General features: G+C 66.1%; 14 protein-coding genes. 9 read left to right on the forward strand and 5 right to left on the reverse strand.

Annotated features, from left to right (window positions below; all coding sequences use genetic code 11):
• Positions 1 to 36: 36 nt before the first annotated feature.
• Positions 37 to 945 carry a polysaccharide deacetylase family protein gene (locus CEY05_RS08725; RefSeq protein WP_088598098.1) on the reverse strand — a complete coding sequence of 303 codons (909 nt, stop codon included), beginning with the start codon at positions 943 to 945 and terminating at the stop codon, positions 37 to 39.
• A 212-nt stretch (positions 946 to 1,157) separates the two neighbouring features.
• On the opposite strand from CEY05_RS08725, the gene CEY05_RS08730 reads away from it, so the two are divergent.
• From CEY05_RS08730 to CEY05_RS08770, 9 genes are all read left to right on the forward strand, one after another.
• Complete coding sequence (locus CEY05_RS08730) at positions 1,158 to 2,132, forward strand: xanthine dehydrogenase family protein subunit M (protein ID WP_158219295.1); 975 nt, start codon at positions 1,158 to 1,160, stop codon at positions 2,130 to 2,132.
• A complete protein-coding gene (locus CEY05_RS08735) occupies positions 2,129 to 2,617 on the forward strand; it encodes a (2Fe-2S)-binding protein (protein ID WP_369825904.1) in 489 nt (162 codons plus the stop codon). Before CEY05_RS08730 ends, CEY05_RS08735 begins: the two co-directional genes overlap by 4 nt.
• Positions 2,614 to 5,049, forward strand: coding sequence for a xanthine dehydrogenase family protein molybdopterin-binding subunit (locus CEY05_RS08740; RefSeq protein WP_088598100.1), 2,436 nt, complete (start codon positions 2,614 to 2,616; stop codon positions 5,047 to 5,049). Before CEY05_RS08735 ends, CEY05_RS08740 begins: the two co-directional genes overlap by 4 nt.
• Before the next feature lie 37 nt (positions 5,050 to 5,086).
• Positions 5,087 to 5,806 (forward strand): SRPBCC family protein, encoded by a 720-nt coding sequence (locus CEY05_RS08745; RefSeq protein ID WP_233161431.1) that lies wholly within the window; start codon positions 5,087 to 5,089, stop codon positions 5,804 to 5,806.
• A 40-nt stretch (positions 5,807 to 5,846) separates the two neighbouring features.
• Complete coding sequence (locus CEY05_RS08750) at positions 5,847 to 7,562, forward strand: class I adenylate-forming enzyme family protein (protein ID WP_233161432.1); 1,716 nt, start codon at positions 5,847 to 5,849, stop codon at positions 7,560 to 7,562.
• 53 nt (positions 7,563 to 7,615) lie between these two features.
• On the forward strand, positions 7,616 to 8,074 hold the full coding sequence (locus CEY05_RS08755) for a PaaI family thioesterase (RefSeq protein ID WP_088598103.1): 459 nt from the start codon (positions 7,616 to 7,618) through the stop codon (positions 8,072 to 8,074).
• Entirely contained in the window at positions 8,071 to 9,078 is a 1,008-nt protein-coding gene (locus CEY05_RS08760) for an NADPH:quinone oxidoreductase family protein (RefSeq protein WP_233161433.1), read from the forward strand. The genes CEY05_RS08755 and CEY05_RS08760 overlap by 4 nt, the downstream gene beginning before the upstream one ends.
• A 149-nt stretch (positions 9,079 to 9,227) precedes the next feature.
• Positions 9,228 to 10,157: a helix-turn-helix domain-containing protein gene (locus tag CEY05_RS08765; protein ID WP_198952726.1), complete on the forward strand. Its 930-nt coding sequence runs from the start codon at positions 9,228 to 9,230 to the stop codon at positions 10,155 to 10,157.
• A gap of 39 nt (positions 10,158 to 10,196) precedes the next feature.
• Positions 10,197 to 10,895 (forward strand): class II aldolase/adducin family protein, encoded by a 699-nt coding sequence (locus tag CEY05_RS08770; protein ID WP_088598104.1) that lies wholly within the window; start codon positions 10,197 to 10,199, stop codon positions 10,893 to 10,895.
• A 1-nt stretch (position 10,896) separates the two neighbouring features.
• Here CEY05_RS08770 and CEY05_RS08775 read toward each other — a convergent pair whose 3' ends face one another.
• The 4 genes from CEY05_RS08775 to CEY05_RS08790 are packed head-to-tail and all read right to left on the reverse strand — an operon-like array spanning position 10,897 to position 18,009.
• Positions 10,897 to 13,176: a molybdopterin cofactor-binding domain-containing protein gene (locus CEY05_RS08775; RefSeq protein WP_369825905.1), complete on the reverse strand. Its 2,280-nt coding sequence runs from the start codon at positions 13,174 to 13,176 to the stop codon at positions 10,897 to 10,899.
• On the reverse strand, positions 13,104 to 16,385 hold the full coding sequence (locus CEY05_RS08780) for a cytochrome c (RefSeq protein ID WP_088598106.1): 3,282 nt from the start codon (positions 16,383 to 16,385) through the stop codon (positions 13,104 to 13,106). Before CEY05_RS08780 ends, CEY05_RS08775 begins: the two co-directional genes overlap by 73 nt.
• Positions 16,382 to 16,951: a (2Fe-2S)-binding protein gene (locus CEY05_RS08785; RefSeq protein ID WP_088598107.1), complete on the reverse strand. Its 570-nt coding sequence runs from the start codon at positions 16,949 to 16,951 to the stop codon at positions 16,382 to 16,384. The genes CEY05_RS08780 and CEY05_RS08785 overlap by 4 nt, the downstream gene beginning before the upstream one ends.
• Positions 16,952 to 17,007: 56 nt before the next feature.
• On the reverse strand, positions 17,008 to 18,009 hold the full coding sequence (locus CEY05_RS08790; RefSeq protein ID WP_088598108.1) for a tripartite tricarboxylate transporter substrate binding protein: 1,002 nt from the start codon (positions 18,007 to 18,009) through the stop codon (positions 17,008 to 17,010).
• Between the last annotated feature and the right edge of the window lie 31 nt (positions 18,010 to 18,040).

Raw genomic sequence — 18,040 nt, forward strand, 5'->3', positions numbered from 1 at the left:
CGGCCGGGACGCCACTACCCGGCCGGTGCATCGCACTCAGGCATCATAGGGTTCGGGGACTGTCCCGGCCGGCAGCGCCGCGCAATGCTCATAGATATCGCCAGGCTTGGTGAACCAGACGTGCTGGCGCCGCGGATGATTGGCAATGTATTCCAGCGCCTTGCGCAGCGCCCGCAGGCGGTAGGGCTGCCCCACGATCATGGCATGCAGGGCCAGGCTGGCCACCAGCGGTTCCGTTTCGCTCTGCTCCAGCATTTCATCGAACTGGTCGATCACCGCGCGCGTGAACTCGTCCGGACTCTGGTGCCGCACCAGCATGGAGGGCGAGTCGTTCAGTTCGAAGGGATACGGCACCGACATGATGCGGCCCGCACGCGTCTTCATCCACACGGGCTGGTCGTCGGCGGGCCAATCCATCAGATATTTGAAACCGGCTTCCTGCAGCAGGTCCGGCGTGACCTTGCTCACGGACATCCACGGCGCCATCCAGCCTGACGGCGCTTGCCCCCAATGTTGCGCGATCTCATCGCGCACCTCTTCGATGAAACGCTTTTCATCGCGTTCCCACATGCCCCCGTGGCGCTCGGCATTGGTGCGGCCGTGCGCGATCACCTCGTCGCCGCGCGCCTTGATCCGCTCCAGGATCTGCGGCGCATATTCGAACAGGGTCGTGTTGATGTTGTGCGATGCCGGCAGCCCTAGCTTGTCCAGCATGTCGAAGATGCGCCACACGCCGATGCGATTGCCATAGTCCGTCCACGCGAACGCGCGCTGGTCCGGCGCGGGCAGCGGTACCGACAGCGAATGCGACAAACCCGCACCGAAGGCGAAGTGTTCGATGTTCACGCCGATGAAGAACGCCAGGCGCTTGCCTTCGGGCCAAGCGTAGCGGGGGCGTTCACCGATGGGGCGATAAGCGTAACGGCCGTGGTGAGGAAGCAGCATGGTCCATCCTTGAAAGATCGGGTTATCCCTTGCCGCCAGGGAAGGCAGTCGGCGAGAGGTCCAAAAACGCTTTTGCGTCGTACCAATTTTGGTTATTATTCCATTATGGATACTTTTTACGGGTAATGGAATACCCTTATCGGGTCCTTCCCCCTCCCCAAAGACACCCGTCATCTGGCAGTGTCATCCCTTTCAGGCCTTCGGAGCGCTTCATGAAACCCGGCCGGTTTGTCTTATACGAGCCCACGTCTGTCGATCAGGCGGTGCTGATGCTCGCGGATGTCGCCGACCAGGACGGCCGCATCCTGGCCGGAGGCCAGACGCTGGTCCCGGCCATGGCTTTGCGTTTTGCGCAGCCTGCCTACCTGATCGACATCAATCGCATCGAGGCATTGGGCGCGTTGATCGAAGACGCCGGCGCATTGCGTATCCATGCCCGGGTGCGCCACGCGGCCTTCCATGCGCCGGCCGCTTCCGGCCCGCTGGGCCATCTGCTCAGTGGCGTGGTCAAGCATATTGCCCACCTGCCCATCCGGACGCGGGGAACGTTCTGCGGCAGCCTTGCCAATGCCGACCCAGCCTCGGAGTGGTGCCTGGTGTCAGTCACCCTGGACGCCACCATGCGCGCCCGCAGTCACACTAGCGGCCCGCGCGACATCGCGGCGGCGGATTACTTCCAGGGGTATATGACCACTGCCCTGCGGCCGGACGAGCTGCTGGAATCGGTAGCGCTGCCTTTGCTGCCGGCGAATGCGCGCTGGGGCTTCGAAGAGTTCAGCCGCCGTGCCGGTGATTTTGCCCAGGCAATGGCGCTGGTCGTACTGGGCATCGACGGTGACGGCAGCACCGGCAAAGGCACAGGCACAGGCGATACCCGTGGCGCAGGCGAACGCGTCACCGACGTGCGCATAGGCGTGGGCGGCGTCGAAAGCACGCCCCGCCGCCTGCGCGAGGCAGAGGCCATGTGCGCAGGCCAGGCACTTACCCCGTCGCTGATCCTCGCGGTCGCCGACCGCGCCGCGGCGCTGGTAGAGCCCATGGATACCACGCCGCAAGAACGCCAGTACCGGCGCGGCCTGGTGCGCACCGTGGTGCAGCGAGCGCTACAACGGGCATTACAACGGCCACTGCAACAAACGCTGCCACGCGCCCTGCCCGCGGACAGTTCGAAAGGGGATGAGGCGTGAAGTTGAACGACATGGACGTTGTACTGCAGGTCAACGGCGAGACCTTCCCCATCCAGGTAGAACCGCGCCGCACCCTGGTCGATGCCCTGCGGGACGATTGCGGCCTGACCGGCACGCACATCGGATGCGAACACGGCGTGTGCGGCGCCTGTACGGTGCTGGTCGACGGCGAACCGCTGCGATCCTGCCTGATGTTCGCCACGCAAGCCGATGGCCGTTGCGTCGAAACCGTGGAAGGCCTGGCGCGCGCCGGCGCACCGCATCCGTTGCAGCAGGCATTCATGGACCAGCACGCCCTGCAATGCGGTTTCTGCACGCCCGGCTTTCTCATGCTGGCGCTCGGCGTACTCAGGCAGAACCCCAACGCCTCCGACGACGAGATCAAGGACGCGATTTCCTCGAATCTGTGCCGCTGCACGGGCTACGTCAACATTCTGGCCGCGGTGAAGCAGGCGCGCGAGGCGCTGGCCCGGGAGCAGGCATGAGTAGTCTCGAAGAACTACAGCGGACGATCTCCGAACCGGAGCGCCTCGATGAGTACCCCGCGCCAACAGATGCCGTGATCGGAAAGTCCGTGGCGCGCCTGGAGGATCCTCCATTGGTGCGCGGGGAAGGCAACTTCGCCGCCGACATCAATTTCCCGCGCCAGCTGCATATGCGGGTGGTGCGATCGCAAGTGGCGCACGGACGGCTGCTGGGCGTGGATGTACGGGAAGCGCTGAAGCTGCCCGGCGTCGTCGCCATCTGGACAGGCCAGGATGTAGCCGACATTCCGCCCATCCCCTTCCGGGCGACCAAGGTGCAGGGGCTGGAGCCCTACTGCCAGCACATCCTGGCGCAGACCCACGTCAGGTATGTGGGCGATCCCATCGCGGTGGTGTTCGCCCGGGACGCCTACGTCGCGGAGGATGCGGCCGACATGGTGGCGCCGGACATCGAAACGCTGCCGGCCTTGCTGGACGCCCGTGATACGCCGGGGGAATTCCTGCCGGGCCTGGACACCGAACCCACCGTCATACGTAAAGGCTACGGCGACGTCGACGCCGCCTTCGCCAGCGCGTGGCGCACCGTGGAGCTGCAACTGGCCGTCGGCCGCCACAGCGGCGTGCCGCTGGAATGCCGTGGCGCGGTGGCCCGTTATGACGCCGGCCGCGACGTCCTGGAAATGTTCGGCGCCGCGAAAAAATCCCATTGGAATCGCGACGAGATGGCCAAGATGCTGGGCCGGGCACCCGCCAGCATGCATCTTTACGAGGGCCATGTGGGCGGCGGCTTTGGCGTGCGCGGCGAACTGTATCCCGAGGACGTGCTGGTGTGCCTGGGCGCGCTGCGCCTGCGCAAGCCGGTGAAATGGGTGGAAGACCGGCGCGAGAACCTGCTGGCCACCAACCATTCGCGCGAACAGTACCACCACATCAAGGCCGCGATCGACGAGTCGGGCCGCATACTGGCCATCGACAACGAGTTCTTCCATAGCCAGGGCGGTTATGTGCGCACGCATGGCCCGCGCGTGGCCGACATGTCCACCGGCCTGCTGCTGGGCCCTTATCTGGTACCTGCCTATCGCGGTGTCGGCCATTTCCGGCTGACCAACAAGACCCCCGCCGCGACATACCGGGCGCCTGGCCGCTACGAAACCACCTTCGTGCGCGAACGCCTGCTGGATGCGATTGCCCAGGCTGCCGACATCGACCCGATCACGGCACGCCGGCGCAATCTGATCGACAAGGCGGAGATGCCGTACACCCGGCCCCTCGACGCCTTGGGGGTGGATATCGTGCTGGACTCGGGCGACTACGCCGGCCTGCTCGACAAGTCACTCGCCCGCGTCGACTGGGACGGTATCCAGCGCGATGCCGAACGGCGCCGCGCCGCGGGCGAACAGGTCGGCATCGGCCTGGCCATGTTCGTGGAGAAGTCCGGCCTGGGCCCCTCGGATCTCGTGCGCCTGACCGTGGACCAGACCGGCACCATTGAACTGGTCACCGGCGCGGGGTCGGTAGGCCAAGGCATGGAAACCGCCCTGGCGCAGATCTGCGCCCACGAACTGGGCGCCGACTACCGGCACGTGCGGGTCATCAAGGGCCGCACGGACCAGATCGAATTCGGCAACGGCGCGCATGCCTCGCGCGTAACGGTCATGTCGGGCTCGGCCACGCAGATCGCCGCGCGCAAGGTGCGCGCCAAGGCGATCGCGGCCGCCGCGCTGGCCTGGGATGTCGAGGCGACGCGGCTGACGCTGCGCGAGGGCGCGGTGCAGTTCCTCGATGCGGCCGACAGCCGCCGCATGACGCTGGCGGAAGTGGCGCGCTATTACCACCCCAGCCAGAAGACCAGCAACGGCCACGAACCCGGTCTGTCCGCCGAGGGATGGTTCTACAGCGAACACATGAACTATCCCTACGGCGTGCATATCGCCCAGGTCGTCCTGGATGCCGGCACCGGTGGCGTCAAGGTGGAGAAATACCTGGTGGCCTATGACGTCGGCCGGGCGGTCAACCCGAAGATGGTGGAAGGCCAGATCATCGGCGGATTGGCGCAAGGGCTGGGCGGCGCGCTGTACGAACAGTTTACGTACAGCCAGGACGGGCAGCCCCTGTCCACCACCTTCGCCGACTACCTGATGATCACCGCGCATGAAATGCCCCAGGTCGACGTGCTGATCACGGAAGACGCACCCAGCCCGCTGAATCCGCTCGGCATGAAGGGCGCCGGCGAAGGCGGCACCAATGCCGTCGGCGCGGCCATCGCCGCCGCCGTGGACGACGCCCTGCGCCAGCCGGGCGCGATCACGCAACTGCCGATCACGCCGCTGGACGTCTACGAACGACTCAACGCCACCGCGTCGTCCCCCGCCCGTGCGGACGACAGCCCTTCTGCCCGCCAGGACGACGATGGAATTCTCGAACAACTTTGAAGTCTCTTTGCCCCCCGCACAGGCCTGGCCCTGGCTCATGGACGTGAAATCCATGGTGCCCTGCATGCCCGGCGCCGAACTGGTGGAAAAGCGTGGCGATGGCTCGTTCCAAGGCAAGATATCCGTGCAGCTGGGGCCGGTGCGCCTGACCTTCGTGTGCGATGCGGTGTTCACGCAGATCGACAACGACGGCCACAAGGCGCATCTGCAAGCCAGCGGCGCCGACGCCAAGGGCCGCGGCACCGCCAGTGCCGACATCGACTTCCACATGCAGCCCAGCGCAACGGGGGCCAAGGTCATCATCGACACGCAGCTGCAATTGTCCGGCGCGGTGGCGCAATACGGTCGCGGCGCGGGCCTTATCCAGAACGTCGCAAACCAGATCGTGTCCCAGTTCGCACGCAACCTGGAAAGCCGTATCGGCCAGTTGAAGGCGCACGCCGCGGCCACGGGAGAGGACTACCTGGGCCGTCCCGCGGGCGCTACGTCTTCGCCTGCGCCAATGATCGCGAACACCGGCATGACCCAAGCCGCATCCACTGCAGACTACGTCAGTGGCTTCAAGGACGGCTTCCAGTCGGGGCACGCCGCGGGCTACGAAGCCGGGCTGCGCATGGCCAGCGCTTCCGGGGGCCAGCGCCACCTCAAAGGCGCGCCGCCGCCCTTTCCACAGGCCAAACCCATCAGCGGTTTCTCCCTGTTCTTCTCCTCGTTGGGCCAGACGATAGCCGGTTGGTTCTCCCGTCCCCCTCGCTAAGCCGTCGCGCTCACTCGATCCTGATTACCGGAGTCCAATCTTGTCCATCAGAAAAAATACTGTCCTGACGCTGCTCGACGAGGGGCAGATGAAGGCCTTCTATGCCGACGGCCACTGGCGTGACGACACCATCTACACCTCGGCGCTGCAACACGCACGCAGCCGGCCCGACCGCTATGCCATCCGCGACGGCCACCAGCGCCTGACGTATGGCGAACTCATCGCGGCGGCGGATGCTTTCGCCGCGCGGCTGGCCGCTGCCGGGCTGAGCGCGGGCGAACGTGTCGGACTCTGGACCTGCAGCCGCGTGGAAACCGCCATCGTCTGGCTGGCATGCTCGCGCAACGGCTATACCTGCTGCCCGTCCCTGCATCGGGACCATACGGTCGAGGATATCTACACGCTGATGGCGCGGGTGCGCGCGTCGGCTTTCATCGGTGAAGCCCAGTGGGGCGCCGATGCCCAGCGCCACGACATCTTCGCGCGGCTCGCCGGCCTCGAATCATTGAAATTGACAGTGACCCTGGCGCCCGTCGGCACGGCAGGCAACGAGGATCTGGTGCGCGGGCCGGCATCGTCGGCTTCGTCCGCTGCGGCTGCCGCGTCGCCAGCTTCGGCATCGACCTCATCCGATGCCGGCGCACCGTCGCAGGATCCGAATCGCGTGGTCTACCTGGCCTTCACGTCGGGCACGACGGGCGCCCCCAAAGGCGTCATGCATAGCGACAACACCCTGCTGGCCAATGCACGCACCATCGCACGCGACTGGCATTTCGGCACGGACTCGGTGCTGTACACGATGAGCCCCCTGAGCCACAACCTTGGCCTGGGCGCCATGATCAGCGCATTCGCATCGGGTTCCGAAGTGGTGGTCCACGATCTTCCCAAAGGCGCCAGCCTGCTCGACCGGCTGCTGCAAACCGATGCCACGTTCGTGTTCGGCGTGCCCACTCATGCCATCGACATGCTCAATGAACTGCGTCGCCGCGGCATGAAGACCGTGGGCCGGTTGCAGGGATTCCGTGTATCGGGCGCCGCCGCCCCCACCAGCGTCGTACAAGGCCTGCTGGAACACGGCGTCACGCCGCAAAGCGGCTACGGCATGACGGAAGCCTGCTCGCACCACTACACGCTGCCCAGCGACGATGCGAGCCGTATCGTCGGCAGTTCGGGCCGCGCCTGCGATGGCTATGAGGTGCGGATTTTTTCCAAGGACGATGCGGACGTGGAACTTGCGCCCGGCGAGATAGGCCAGATCGGCGGCCGGGGCGCCAGCCTGATGCTCGGCTACTTCGACAACCAGCTGGCCACCGAGGAGTCGTTCAACAAGAGCGGCTGGTTCATGACCGGAGACCTGGGGCGCATGGATGCCGACGGCTATCTGGTGATCACCGGCCGCAAGAAGGACCTGATCATCCGCGGCGGCCACAACATCTATCCGGCCAAGATCGAGGGGCTGGCCATGCAGCATCCGGCCGTGGCACGCGCGGCGGCGCTGCCCGTGCCCGACGACCGGTTGGGAGAGAAACTGTGCCTCGCCGTGATGTTCAAGGCCGGCGGCCAGTGCACGCCCGAGGAAATGCTGGCGCATCTGGACCAGGCCGGATTGTCCCGCTACGACATGCCTGAATACTTCGTCGCCCTGCCGGAGATTCCGCTTACCGCCAGCGGCAAGATCTACAAGCGCGACCTGGTCGAAGACGTACGCACGGGCAAGCTGCAAGTCACGCCGGTGCGCTATGGCGTTGCGGCGTAAGCGGTGCCCTGACTGACGTCCTTTCCAATTTACGTCCCTACATTTACAGCCCCATGCCTGACATCCCCGACGCTCCCCCCGCCGACGCGCTGGCCGCCCTGCGTAAAGAACTGGCGCATCCGCCCTTCCACGCGGTGCTGGCGCCTGAAGCGCTGAGCGCCGACGCCGAACGGGGGGAGGTGCGCATACGCCTGCCCTACCAGCCCAGCTTCGGCCGGGCAGCCGGGTCGGACGCCATCCACGGCGGCGTCATTGCCGCGCTGGCGGACCTGGCGGCGCACGCGGCCGTGGCGGTGCAAATCGGCCGCATGGCGCCCACCATCGACCTGCGCATCGATTACCTGCGGCCCGCGCCGGGCCACGATCTCTATGCCACGGCGACCACCCTGCGGGTCGGCCGCGCCGTCGCGCGCGTGGACGTCGTCATCGGCGGTGCCGATACAGCCCCCTACGCCGTGGCGCGCGGTTCCTTCAGCACGCTCGCCCCAGATCCCGTTCGGAGTCCGACATGAAAGCCGCCATGAAAGCCGTCGTCATCCATGAGTTCGGCGAGTTCGCCAGCCACAAGGTCGAGGACATCGTGCCTCCTGCGCCGGCCGACGATGAAGTGCTGATCGAGGTACACGCCACGGCCATCAACTTCGTCGACTCCCTGGTCGTGACGGGCGCCTACCAGTTCCTGCCCGCCCGCCCTTTCTCGCCCGGCAAACTGCCCACGGGCATCGTCCTGGCGGTGGGGGCCGGTGTCAAAGATTTGAGTGTTGGCGACCGTGTCCTGACGCTGGCCGAGCATGGCGGCTATGCCCAGCAGGCTGTCGCCAAGGCCAAGGATTGCTTCCTGCTGCCGCCGACCCTGCCCTTCACGCAAGCCGCGGCGATGGCGCTTTCCTACGACACCTCCTGGTTCGCGCTGATGGAACGGGCGCGGGCACAGGCAGGCGAAACCGTCCTGGTCCTGGGCGCCAGCGGCGGCGTGGGCCTGGCAGCAGTGCAGTTGGCCAAGGCCTACGGCCTGAAGGTGCTGGCGGGGGTGTCCGATCCGGCCAAGGGCGAGCTGGCATTGCGCGCGGGCGCCGACGCCTGCATCGATCTCAGCGTCGACAACCTGCGTGACGGCCTCAGGGACCAGGTGTATGCCGCCAACGACGGCCGCGGCGCGGACATCGTCCTCGATCCGCTGGGCGACCGGTTCTTCGACGCGGCGATCCGCGCGGTCGCGTGGTGCGGCAGGCTGGTGGTCATCGGCTTCGCCGCGGGGCAGATCCCCACGCTGAAGGTCAATTACCTTCTGTTGAAGAACATCGAAGTCAGCGGCGTGCAGGTCAGCGACTACCGCAAGCGCCGTCCGGACCTGATGCAGCATTGCATGAACGAGATCTTCCGTCTCTACGGCGAAGGACGGCTGCTGCCGCTACCCGTCGAAGAGGTTGGCCTGGCGCAGGCCATGGCCGCGCTGGAACGGGTTGCCACGCGCAAGGCGCGCGGCCGCGTCATCCTGACGCCGCAACACGCCTGAACGCCATGCACGGCCGGATTCATTTCGATCGTCATGTACAAATTTCGACTCAGCGTTCCAGAATTGGCTCGCGTTGTACTATTCTGACCGTCAGCCGTCGACCGAGAATTCACGGCTGGAAACGCGCGAAACCTGAGGAGACTATCGACATGCGTTACGAGGAAATCGGGCAACGAGTGAAGGCTTTCCGCCTGGCCTCGGGCCTCAGTGCCGATGAGGTCGCGCAAAAGATCGGTATTTCGCGCACTGCGCTGTACCGCGTGGAAAAAGGCGAGATCGCCAAGATCGATACGCTGGAACGCCTGTCGGACCTGCTGGAAGTGTCCCTGCCCACCCTGCTTGGCGTTGGCATCGAATATATGCCCTCCGCCGTCAGCTACTTCGAGCGTACGCGCCAGCTGGAGGAAACCGCCGACCAGATCATCGTCCTGGCCGGTCCCGTTTCCTTCCTGCTCGCCTCCGACGGCTTCGAACAGGCGCTGCATACCTTGCTTGAAGAAAGCGTCCCTGGCGACGTGCCGCAACGCCAACGGCTTCTCGCCGACGTCAGCAGCGTGCTGGACATCCTGCGCCAGCGCAAGGAAGCGTATCGCCGCCGCCGGCCGAATATCGTCAATCTGGTTTCGGCGGACCAGATCGCCCGCTTCCTGAACAATGGGCTGATGGGCAAGTCCGACCTGCCGGATGCCGTGCGGCGGCAGCGCCACGCGCTGGCCCGCGGCGAGATCGAACACCTTGCCGCCCTGATCGAGGCCGATGATCTTGGCGTGCAGATCGGCCTGGTCACCGACACGCTGCCGATGAACGGTTTCCAGATATTCCGCCAGGCCGACCGCAGCACCTTGACCATCAGCCCGTTCCGCCTGGGTGAACAGCCCAATATCCGCGTCGGCGTCGCCATGGCGACCTCGGCGCCGGAGGCGCTCAAGCTGCATCACAAGATCGTCACCGACGCCTGGCGCACCGCCATGAAAGGCCCCACGGCGGCGGCTTACCTGCGCGAACTGCTGAACGCCGATGCGCCGGCGTCCGCCAGTCGTTCCCCCCGCCGTCCGGAGCCTAAAGCCAAAGCGGTTTGAACCGGTTTGCCAGGCGGCAGTGCCATCCAAGGAAATAACATGACCGAACCTAGAACTGTCGTCCAGCAACTGGTAACCGCCAACCTGATCCTGGCCAACGAGGGAGTCCTCGACGCCTTCGGCCATGTCAGCGTGCGCGATCCGGAACGGCCGGACCATTTCCTGCTGTCGACTTCCAAGGCGCCCGAACTGGTGGTGGCGGAAGACATCATTGCCTACGGGCTCGATTCGGAGCCGGTGGCGCCGCCTGCCGCCGCGCTCTACGCGGAGCGGTTCATCCACGGAGAAATCTACCGCGCGCGGCCGGATGTGCAGGCCATCTGCCACCATCACAGTCCCGCGGTGATGCCTTTCTGCATCGCTGGCAATCCGCTGGTTCCCGTGTACCAGCACGGCGCCATGATGGGTGCGCACGTGCCCCTGTGGGACAGCCGCGACGACTTCGGCGACACCAACCTGCTGGTGGTCAATGCGGAACAAGGCGCTTCGCTGGCGCGCGCCTTGGGTGACAGCGTCATGGTGCTGATGCGCCACCATGGGGCCACCGTGGTGGGTACCGGTCTGCAGGAGCTGGTGTTCCGCGCGGTGACGTCATGCAAGAACGCCGAGTTTCTCTACCGTGCGCTGGCGCTGGGTGCGGTGGAAGGCCTGACCGTGGGAGAAGTGGAAAAGGCGGCCAAGGTACCGCCCATGGCCATGGCGCGGGCCTGGCAGTTATGGGCGGGCCGGGTCGGCTGAATCAGATCAGGTCCAGCGCCGCTTTCAGGCGTTCCCGATGGAAAGGCAGTTGCCGCAGGCGCACGCCCGTGGCATCGAAGATGGCATTGGCGATGGCCGCCGCGCTGGGCACCGATGCCGACTCGCCGGCGCCCAGCGGCCCATGGCCTTCCGCGGGCGCGATATAGGTGACGATGTCCGGCACTTCCTGGAACTTGAGAATGGGATAAGCGCCCCACTCGCGTGACACCACGCCGCGGGAATCGAAGCGAACCTCTTCGCCCAATGCCCGGCTGACGGACTGTATGACATTGCCGTGCATCTGATGCCGCACGCCATCGGGGTTGATGACCAGGCCGCAGTCGTAGCCCACCCATACCTTGGCGACCCGGACCGCGCCCGTGCGGATATCCACCTCCACATCGCAGACCCACGCACAGTAGGCGGACCCGATCCCCGGAAACGTACCATGCACGTATTGATGCTGGGCAAAGCCGCGGCCGCGCCGAATGTGGGGCCGCGCCGCATCGATGGCCGCGAGGGGCCGCCGTGGCGCCGTCTCCCATTGCGCCAGCGCCGCCACCGCTTCGGTCAGTGCGCGCGCCCTGGCGTCTTCCATGAAGCGCAAGCGAAAGGCAACGGGGTCTTCTTCGTGCCGCGCCGCCAGCTCGTCGATGAACGACTCATGGGCGAACACGTTAGGCAAGGCCGAGACCCCGCGCATCCAGGCGGCCCGCACGATGGGTGCCATGTCGCGCACGGTGACGGCGATATCGTCGCAACGGTACTGCGGTACGGCGGTACGGTCCCCCTTGTGTTCGACGATGGGATCAGCCGGCAGCTTGCCGGTCTGCATCAGCACCATCACCGGCGCGTTGTTGGAGGGATAACGGTTGGTGAACGCGTAGGCCAGCGTGCCGGGCCCGGTGACCGCGCCCTGCACATCCATCAACTGCGCGGTGCCCTTGGGCTCCCACGCGTGTTCTTCGTCGCGCATCAGCTGCACGCGCACGGGCGCGCCCAGCTCCCGGGCCAACAGCGCCGCCTCGGCCGAAGCATCGTCGGCGCAGTTCCTGCCATAGCAACCGGAGGCCTCCATCCGCACGATGCGGACAGCTTCCTGCGGCAGATCCAGCAGCACCATGATGTCCACATGCAGGAAATGCGGATTCTGCGAGCCGCTCCACACTGTCACCTTGCCGTCCTGGAAATCCGCGACCGCGCAGGATGGACCGATGGAGCCATGCATCTGGTAAGGCCAGACATAAGTGGCCCGCAAGGCGTCCGTGGCGCCGGATAGCGCCGCCGCCGCGTCGCCGGTCTCCTTCAGGACGCGCGGTGTCGATGGCGATTCGCGCAAGGAGCCGTCCACGTCGGCCAGATCGGCCAGCGGCGGCGGTTGCCGCCATTGAACTTTCAGGGTGCGGGCCGCCTTGATGGCCTGTTCTTCACGACGCGCCACCACCGCGACGAAATCGCCGATGACAACGGTCCTGAGGATGCCGGGAATGGCGGCGATGGACTGCTCGTCCACCGACAACAGGCTGTGGCCTATCATCGCGCCGACGTCACGGCCGTAGTACGGTGGCCGCACGATGCGGGCGTGCAGCATGCCGGGCAAGCGGAAGTCGTGCACGAAGACCAGGCCGCCGGTCACCTTCGCGGGAATATCCACACGTGCCATCGACTTGCCTACGTAGCGATAGTCCTTGGCGGCTTTCAATGGCACGTCGGCACTGACGTCGAGTTCGAAGCGCTCGCCGCGCAGCAGTTCCTGGTAAGGCAGGCCGGGCCCGGCGCCGGGGCCGTACACGACGCCGTCCTTCACGACCAGGGTTTCCACGGCGCAGCCCATGGCCTCGGCGGCCCGCCGCAGCAGGAATTGGCGTGCCTGGGCTGCCGCGCGCCGCATCGGTACCGCCGCGCTCTGGATCGAGGCGCTGGCCGTGGTGGGCCCCTGATCCGGTGTCTTGTCCGTATCGCCCATGACGATACGGACCCTGTGCATGGGCACATCCAGTTCGTCGGCAACGATCTGCGTGAAGGCGGTGCGCACACCCGTGCCCAAGTCCACGTGGCCATTGGCGGCGATCACTTCACCGTCCGCCGTGATCGCCACATAGGTGTCGACGCGCCCTTTGGCGATCAGGTTGACGGCATGACGCGCGGGCGGCTCGCCCTTGGCATCCAGGCGCTCGCGCGAAACCGCTGGGTTGTCCACAACCGCGTTCATTTCACTGCCTCTGCGTGCTGTTCCAGTTCCGCCCGGGTTCGTTCGACGGCTGCGCGCACGCCGGTCCAAGGCGCGGATTGCGGGGCGTACTGTGCGCGCAGGTAGTCGAGCAAGTCCGTGACCTGTTCATCGTTCAAGGTGGCCGCGAAGCCAGGCATATAGCCCAGGCTGCTGTCGGCTGGCTCGGTGATGCCGCCCAGCACCACCCTGATCAGATTGTCGGGCTCGGCGGCCGTGATATTCGTGTTCAGCGACAGGATGGGGCGCACGCCGAACAAGGGGCTTCCTCGCGCCGTGTCATGGCAGGCAGCGCAAGCGCCTTCGTAGACGTTCTGCCCCGCGAGGGACAGGATGCGGGTTTGCGGCTGCATCTGTGGCTGCATCTGCGGCTGCATCTGCGGCTGCATCGGCGGCTGCATCTGAAGCTGCGTTTGCGACTGCGGCTGCGCTTGTGGCTGTGCATCTGCCGGCACCGCGGCCGGCCTTGGCGCGTGCTGCGGCGTTGGAACGTCTATCAACGAGAGTTCTGTCGTTGCCGCCGGGACACCCTGGGTCTGTGCCGGTCCCTGTGCTTGCCCCATGGAGGATTTACCGTGCGCAATGCTTTCCAGGTAAAAAGCCATGGCCTCGATATCCCGATCCGGCAAATCGCGCAGGTTCTCCACCACGGGCGCCATGGGGCCGGCGGCCACGCCGTGCCGCGGCGAGAATCCCGTGCGCAGATAAGCGAACAAGTCCTGCCGCGTCCAGGGCAGCGCGGTGGACGCGGTGCCGTTCAAGGCCGGCGCATTCCACCCGTCCACCACACCGCCAGCGAGAAAGTTGCCGGCATCGTTCTTCTCCGCGCCGAAGGCATTGCGGGGGCTATGGCAGGCCATGCAATGCCCGGCCCCTTGCACGAGATAGGCGCCACGATTCCACAACGCCGTTTGCGAGGCATCCTCGACGTAGGGCTCGGCCTTATGGAAAAGCAGATTCCAGTACGTCATCAGCGGCCTCACGCCGTACGGAAAAGCCAGGCGCGTCTCGGGCGGTCTGGATTTCACGGCGGGCTGCGTCATCAGGTAGGCATACAGCGCCTGCATGTCGCCATCCGAGAATCTGGCGAACGAGGTATATGGGAAAGCCGGGTATAGATGGCGGCCATCCCTGCCGATGCCCTCACGCATGGCACGGTCGAAGGCGGCATAGGACCAGCCGCCCAGGCCTGTCTCCCGATCGGGCGTGATGTTGGTGGTGTAGACGGTCCCAAACGGCGTATCCATGGCGCGGCCGCCGGTGTTGCGCTGACCGTCGGGAGCCGTGTGGCAGGTCACGCAATCGCTGGCGGCGGCGATCAGGCGTCCGCGCTCGATTGCCGCGGAGGAGTAGACGGATAGATCCGGTTGCGCCAAGGGAATCGATGGCCGCCAGGGAATGACTGCCGCGGCCAGCGCCGCAAGCCCTCCGGCGAGGCCTAGCGGCAGTCCCCACCGGCGCCCCCGCCTGGGAATATCGGCCGTGCTCAGGCCGCGGTGGGCAGGGGCTGCGCTGCCGGGTAGCGCGGCAGCGGTCAGTGCGCCTAGTGAAAGCGGCGCTTCCCGCAAGCGGATACCCGTTGCATCGAAGATGGCGTTGGCGATCGCTGCCGCGGCCGGCAAGGTCAGCGCATCGCTGCCGGACAGCCGTGATGGCAGGGCAAGCTGGCTGCCGGCCCGCGCGACACTGAGTGCGGCACCATCGGCGCCCGTGCCTTTTGTCTCGCTCAAGGGCCGAGCTTTCCAATCATCGTAGCGGGTGCCGTCGGTCAACAGATCCCGCGCAGTGCGCGTCAGATGCTGTCCCCAGCGGGCATCGTCACCGTCCGCGATGACCAGTTCATCCAGATGATGGCCGACCGTCAGACGGTCCAGGTTGACCTGCCCCGATGCCGGATCGACCGAGACGTCCACCACCCATGCCGCCCAGGCGCGCACCGGCGGCGTCCGCGACGTATCCGCCACTTCAGCGCACGCCATCCCCTGGCCTTTCAACGGTGCGAGGATCCCCCGCCCGCCGAGCGATGCCTGCTCGTTGAGCGATGCGCCCGTTGCCCGCCGCCCAGCGGGGCCGCGCGGGCCCGCGCGCCAGCCGGCGGCGGCGGCCACGCCCTCGATCAGGGCGCGGCCAGCATCGTTACGTAACTGCGCCAGGCGCCACTGCAGCGGATCGAGCTTCTCGTCGGCGGCCATCTCGTCCGCATAGGTCTCCTGCGCGAACAGGCGAGCCTGCAGTACCTCGTGTGCGCCGATAGTGGCATTCAACGCGACCGGCGCCGCCGGCGGATGCAGAATTTCCTCGTCCGCGTACGCCACATGCGATTGCGGCCCGGACACGCTGCTGCGCCCAGCCCCTGGCGCTTCGCCCGTACCGGGCAAGACATCCAGATAAGCCGCGCTTGGCCGCCCGGCGCCCGGCATCGACAACCGCGTATGCCATTGCGCGATCCTGCGCGCCGCGCCCTGCTCCACGCTTTGCGCCGTGCCATGCTCCAAGCCTCGTGTCGCGGCTTGGCCCACTCCTTGCGTCGCGCCCTGCGTAGCGCCTGGTGCCACGCCTTGCTCCACCCGCAGCAGCGGAGCGACTCCACCGCCGCGGTCGGGCCATACCGCGATGGAAGATTGCAAGGCGTGCGCGATGACGGCGGCATCGACCGCCGCATCGTAGGCAGCCTGATCCGCATGCAGATCGATAGCCACGATCCGGATGCGATCCGGCGCCACGGCGCAAATACTGGCTATCTCGGCGCGCAGCGAGGCCTGGATTCCGGCATCAGGACACGCCGTACGCACCTCAAGCACCGCGGCGTCCCAACTCGCCCAGGCAGGTTGGTCTTCGTAAGGAACGCCCTGCGCGGGCTGCCAGCGATATTCACGGCTGACCGCCGCCGGACGCTGCTCCGCCCCATCCCCGCCGGATGAGCCTCGTACATCAGGTTTGCCAGGCATGTCGGATGCGACGAACGGCCCCGACGTACCAGATTCGACAGAGACCACCGGCGCGCCGGCATCCCACGTCAAACGCAACGCCGCCGCGACCTGGATCGCCTGCTCACGCGATGCTGCAACCACCGCACAGGACGATGCGCCGCGCACCAGGCGATAGGCGACACCCAACGCAACGGCACCGCTTTCGTCCACCTGCTCCAGGACGGCGGTCCTATAAACCGTGCCATCCCAGGATGCCTGCGTCGGCCGCAGCACCACGGCCGTGGCGCAACGCCCCGTGCCGGCCAGATCCAGATTCGACAGGCTGCTCATGCCCCGGTTTCCAACAATTTGGCATCCGCCCTATCGGTTTCCACCATGACGCGAGCCACATCCCGCGTGGCCGTGGCGGGCACTGCCAGCCCGACACCCAGACGGTCCTGGCACCGGCGCGCAGCCAACAGCACCGCCTCCACGATCTCGACATGCGTCCCGCAACGGCACAGGTTGAACTGCAAGGCCCGCTTCACATCGTCCGCGGTCACATCCGGATCGCGCATGACCAGCGCGTGCGCGGTCATGATCATGCCGTTGATGCAATAGCCACACTGCACGGCCTGCCGATCGATGAAGGCCTGCTGCACAACCCCCGGATGTTCCGGCGTGCCCAAGCCTTCCAGCGTGGTGACCTCGCGATCGAGCGCAGCGCGCACCGGAACCACGCAAGAACGCGCGGGCACGCCATCGATCAACACCGTACAGGCGCCGCACTCCCCCAGACCGCAGCCGAACTTCGGCCCGTTCAATTCCAGGTCGTTGCGCAACACGTACAGCAACGGCGTATCCCGCTCGGCATCGACCTCATGGGCACCACCATTAACGCGAATTTTCAAGGGCATGATTCTTGATGAAGAAGGCAAGGCAGCCGCCAGAAACCAGATACGGACACCTCACATCATTCGAGTTCCAGCTTGCTCTCGCGCACCACCTTCTCCCACATATTCTTCTCCGACGTGAAGAAGGTCTTGACGTCGGCCAGGCTCATATAGGAAGACACTTCGCCCGCCTTTTCCAGGCCGGACTTCATCGTGGGCGACTCCAGTGCCGCCTTGACCGCGTCGTTCAAGCGCTTCTGTATGTCCGGCGGCGTCGCGGCGGGCGCGATCAGTGCCGTCCAGAACAGCACGCGAAAGCCCGGCAACGAAGTCGCCATGGTCGGCAGGTCGGGCAATAGCGGGCTGGGCTCGGCACCCGTCGTCGCCAGCCCGCGCAGGCGGCCACCCGCGATGTATTGCGCCGCGGCCGACTGCGTCGCGAACGCGAAATCCACCTGGCCGGAAATGAGGTCGGTCATCGCCGGACCACTGCCTTTGTAAGGCACGTGCACGAAGTTCGAGTTGGATCGCAACTTGAGCAGTTCCCCGGCCATGTGCGGCGTGCTACCCAGCCCCGCCGATGCGAAGCTCAGGCCGCCACCCTTGCCCTTGCCCGCCTCGACGAGGTCGGCCACGCTCTTGATCTTCGACGTCGTCGGCACCGCCAGGACCAGCGGCGACACCGTGACGGTGGAAATCGGCACCACGTCTTTGTCGACGTTGTAGGAGACATGCTTCATCAGGCTGGCGTTGATGACCAGCGCGGGGTCGGCCAGCATGATGGTATAGCCGTCCGGTTTGGACCTGGTCAGCGTGCTCGTACCTATCATGCTGCCGGCACCGGGACGGTTCTCGACGATGACGTTCTGGCCCAGATTGCGTTCCAGTTCGCGGGCCAGCAAACGGCCGACCATATCCACGCCACCGCCGGGCGGGTAGGCCAGGATGAGGGTGATGGGGTGGCTGGGATAGGCGTCCGCCCCCAGGCTGATGCCGGGCGCCAACGCTGCCAGCGTCATTGCCGACGCGCCCAGCAGGAAATCGCGGCGCATACGCCGCTTGGAAAAAAAGGCCTTGAACATGCAACGCTCCGAATTAGGCTATTCGTCCCCA

The organism is Achromobacter sp. HZ34 (genome assembly GCF_002209485.1).
Classification (GTDB): domain Bacteria; phylum Pseudomonadota; class Gammaproteobacteria; order Burkholderiales; family Burkholderiaceae_B; genus Bordetella_C.

Coding starts and splice junctions, on each gene's coding strand:
- CEY05_RS08725 (WP_088598098.1), bottom strand. CDS start 945: ATGCTGCTTCCTCACCACGGCCGTTACGCTTATCGCCCCATCGGTGAA.
- CEY05_RS08730 (WP_158219295.1), top strand. CDS start 1,158: ATGAAACCCGGCCGGTTTGTCTTATACGAGCCCACGTCTGTCGATCAG.
- CEY05_RS08740 (WP_088598100.1), top strand. CDS start 2,614: ATGAGTAGTCTCGAAGAACTACAGCGGACGATCTCCGAACCGGAGCGC.
- CEY05_RS08745 (WP_233161431.1), top strand. CDS start 5,087: ATGGACGTGAAATCCATGGTGCCCTGCATGCCCGGCGCCGAACTGGTG.
- CEY05_RS08755 (WP_088598103.1), top strand. CDS start 7,616: ATGCCTGACATCCCCGACGCTCCCCCCGCCGACGCGCTGGCCGCCCTG.
- CEY05_RS08760 (WP_233161433.1), top strand. CDS start 8,071: ATGAAAGCCGCCATGAAAGCCGTCGTCATCCATGAGTTCGGCGAGTTC.
- CEY05_RS08765 (WP_198952726.1), top strand. CDS start 9,228: ATGCGTTACGAGGAAATCGGGCAACGAGTGAAGGCTTTCCGCCTGGCC.
- CEY05_RS08770 (WP_088598104.1), top strand. CDS start 10,197: ATGACCGAACCTAGAACTGTCGTCCAGCAACTGGTAACCGCCAACCTG.
- CEY05_RS08780 (WP_088598106.1), bottom strand. CDS start 16,385: ATGAGCAGCCTGTCGAATCTGGATCTGGCCGGCACGGGGCGTTGCGCC.
- CEY05_RS08785 (WP_088598107.1), bottom strand. CDS start 16,951: ATGCCCTTGAAAATTCGCGTTAATGGTGGTGCCCATGAGGTCGATGCC.
- CEY05_RS08790 (WP_088598108.1), bottom strand. CDS start 18,009: ATGTTCAAGGCCTTTTTTTCCAAGCGGCGTATGCGCCGCGATTTCCTG.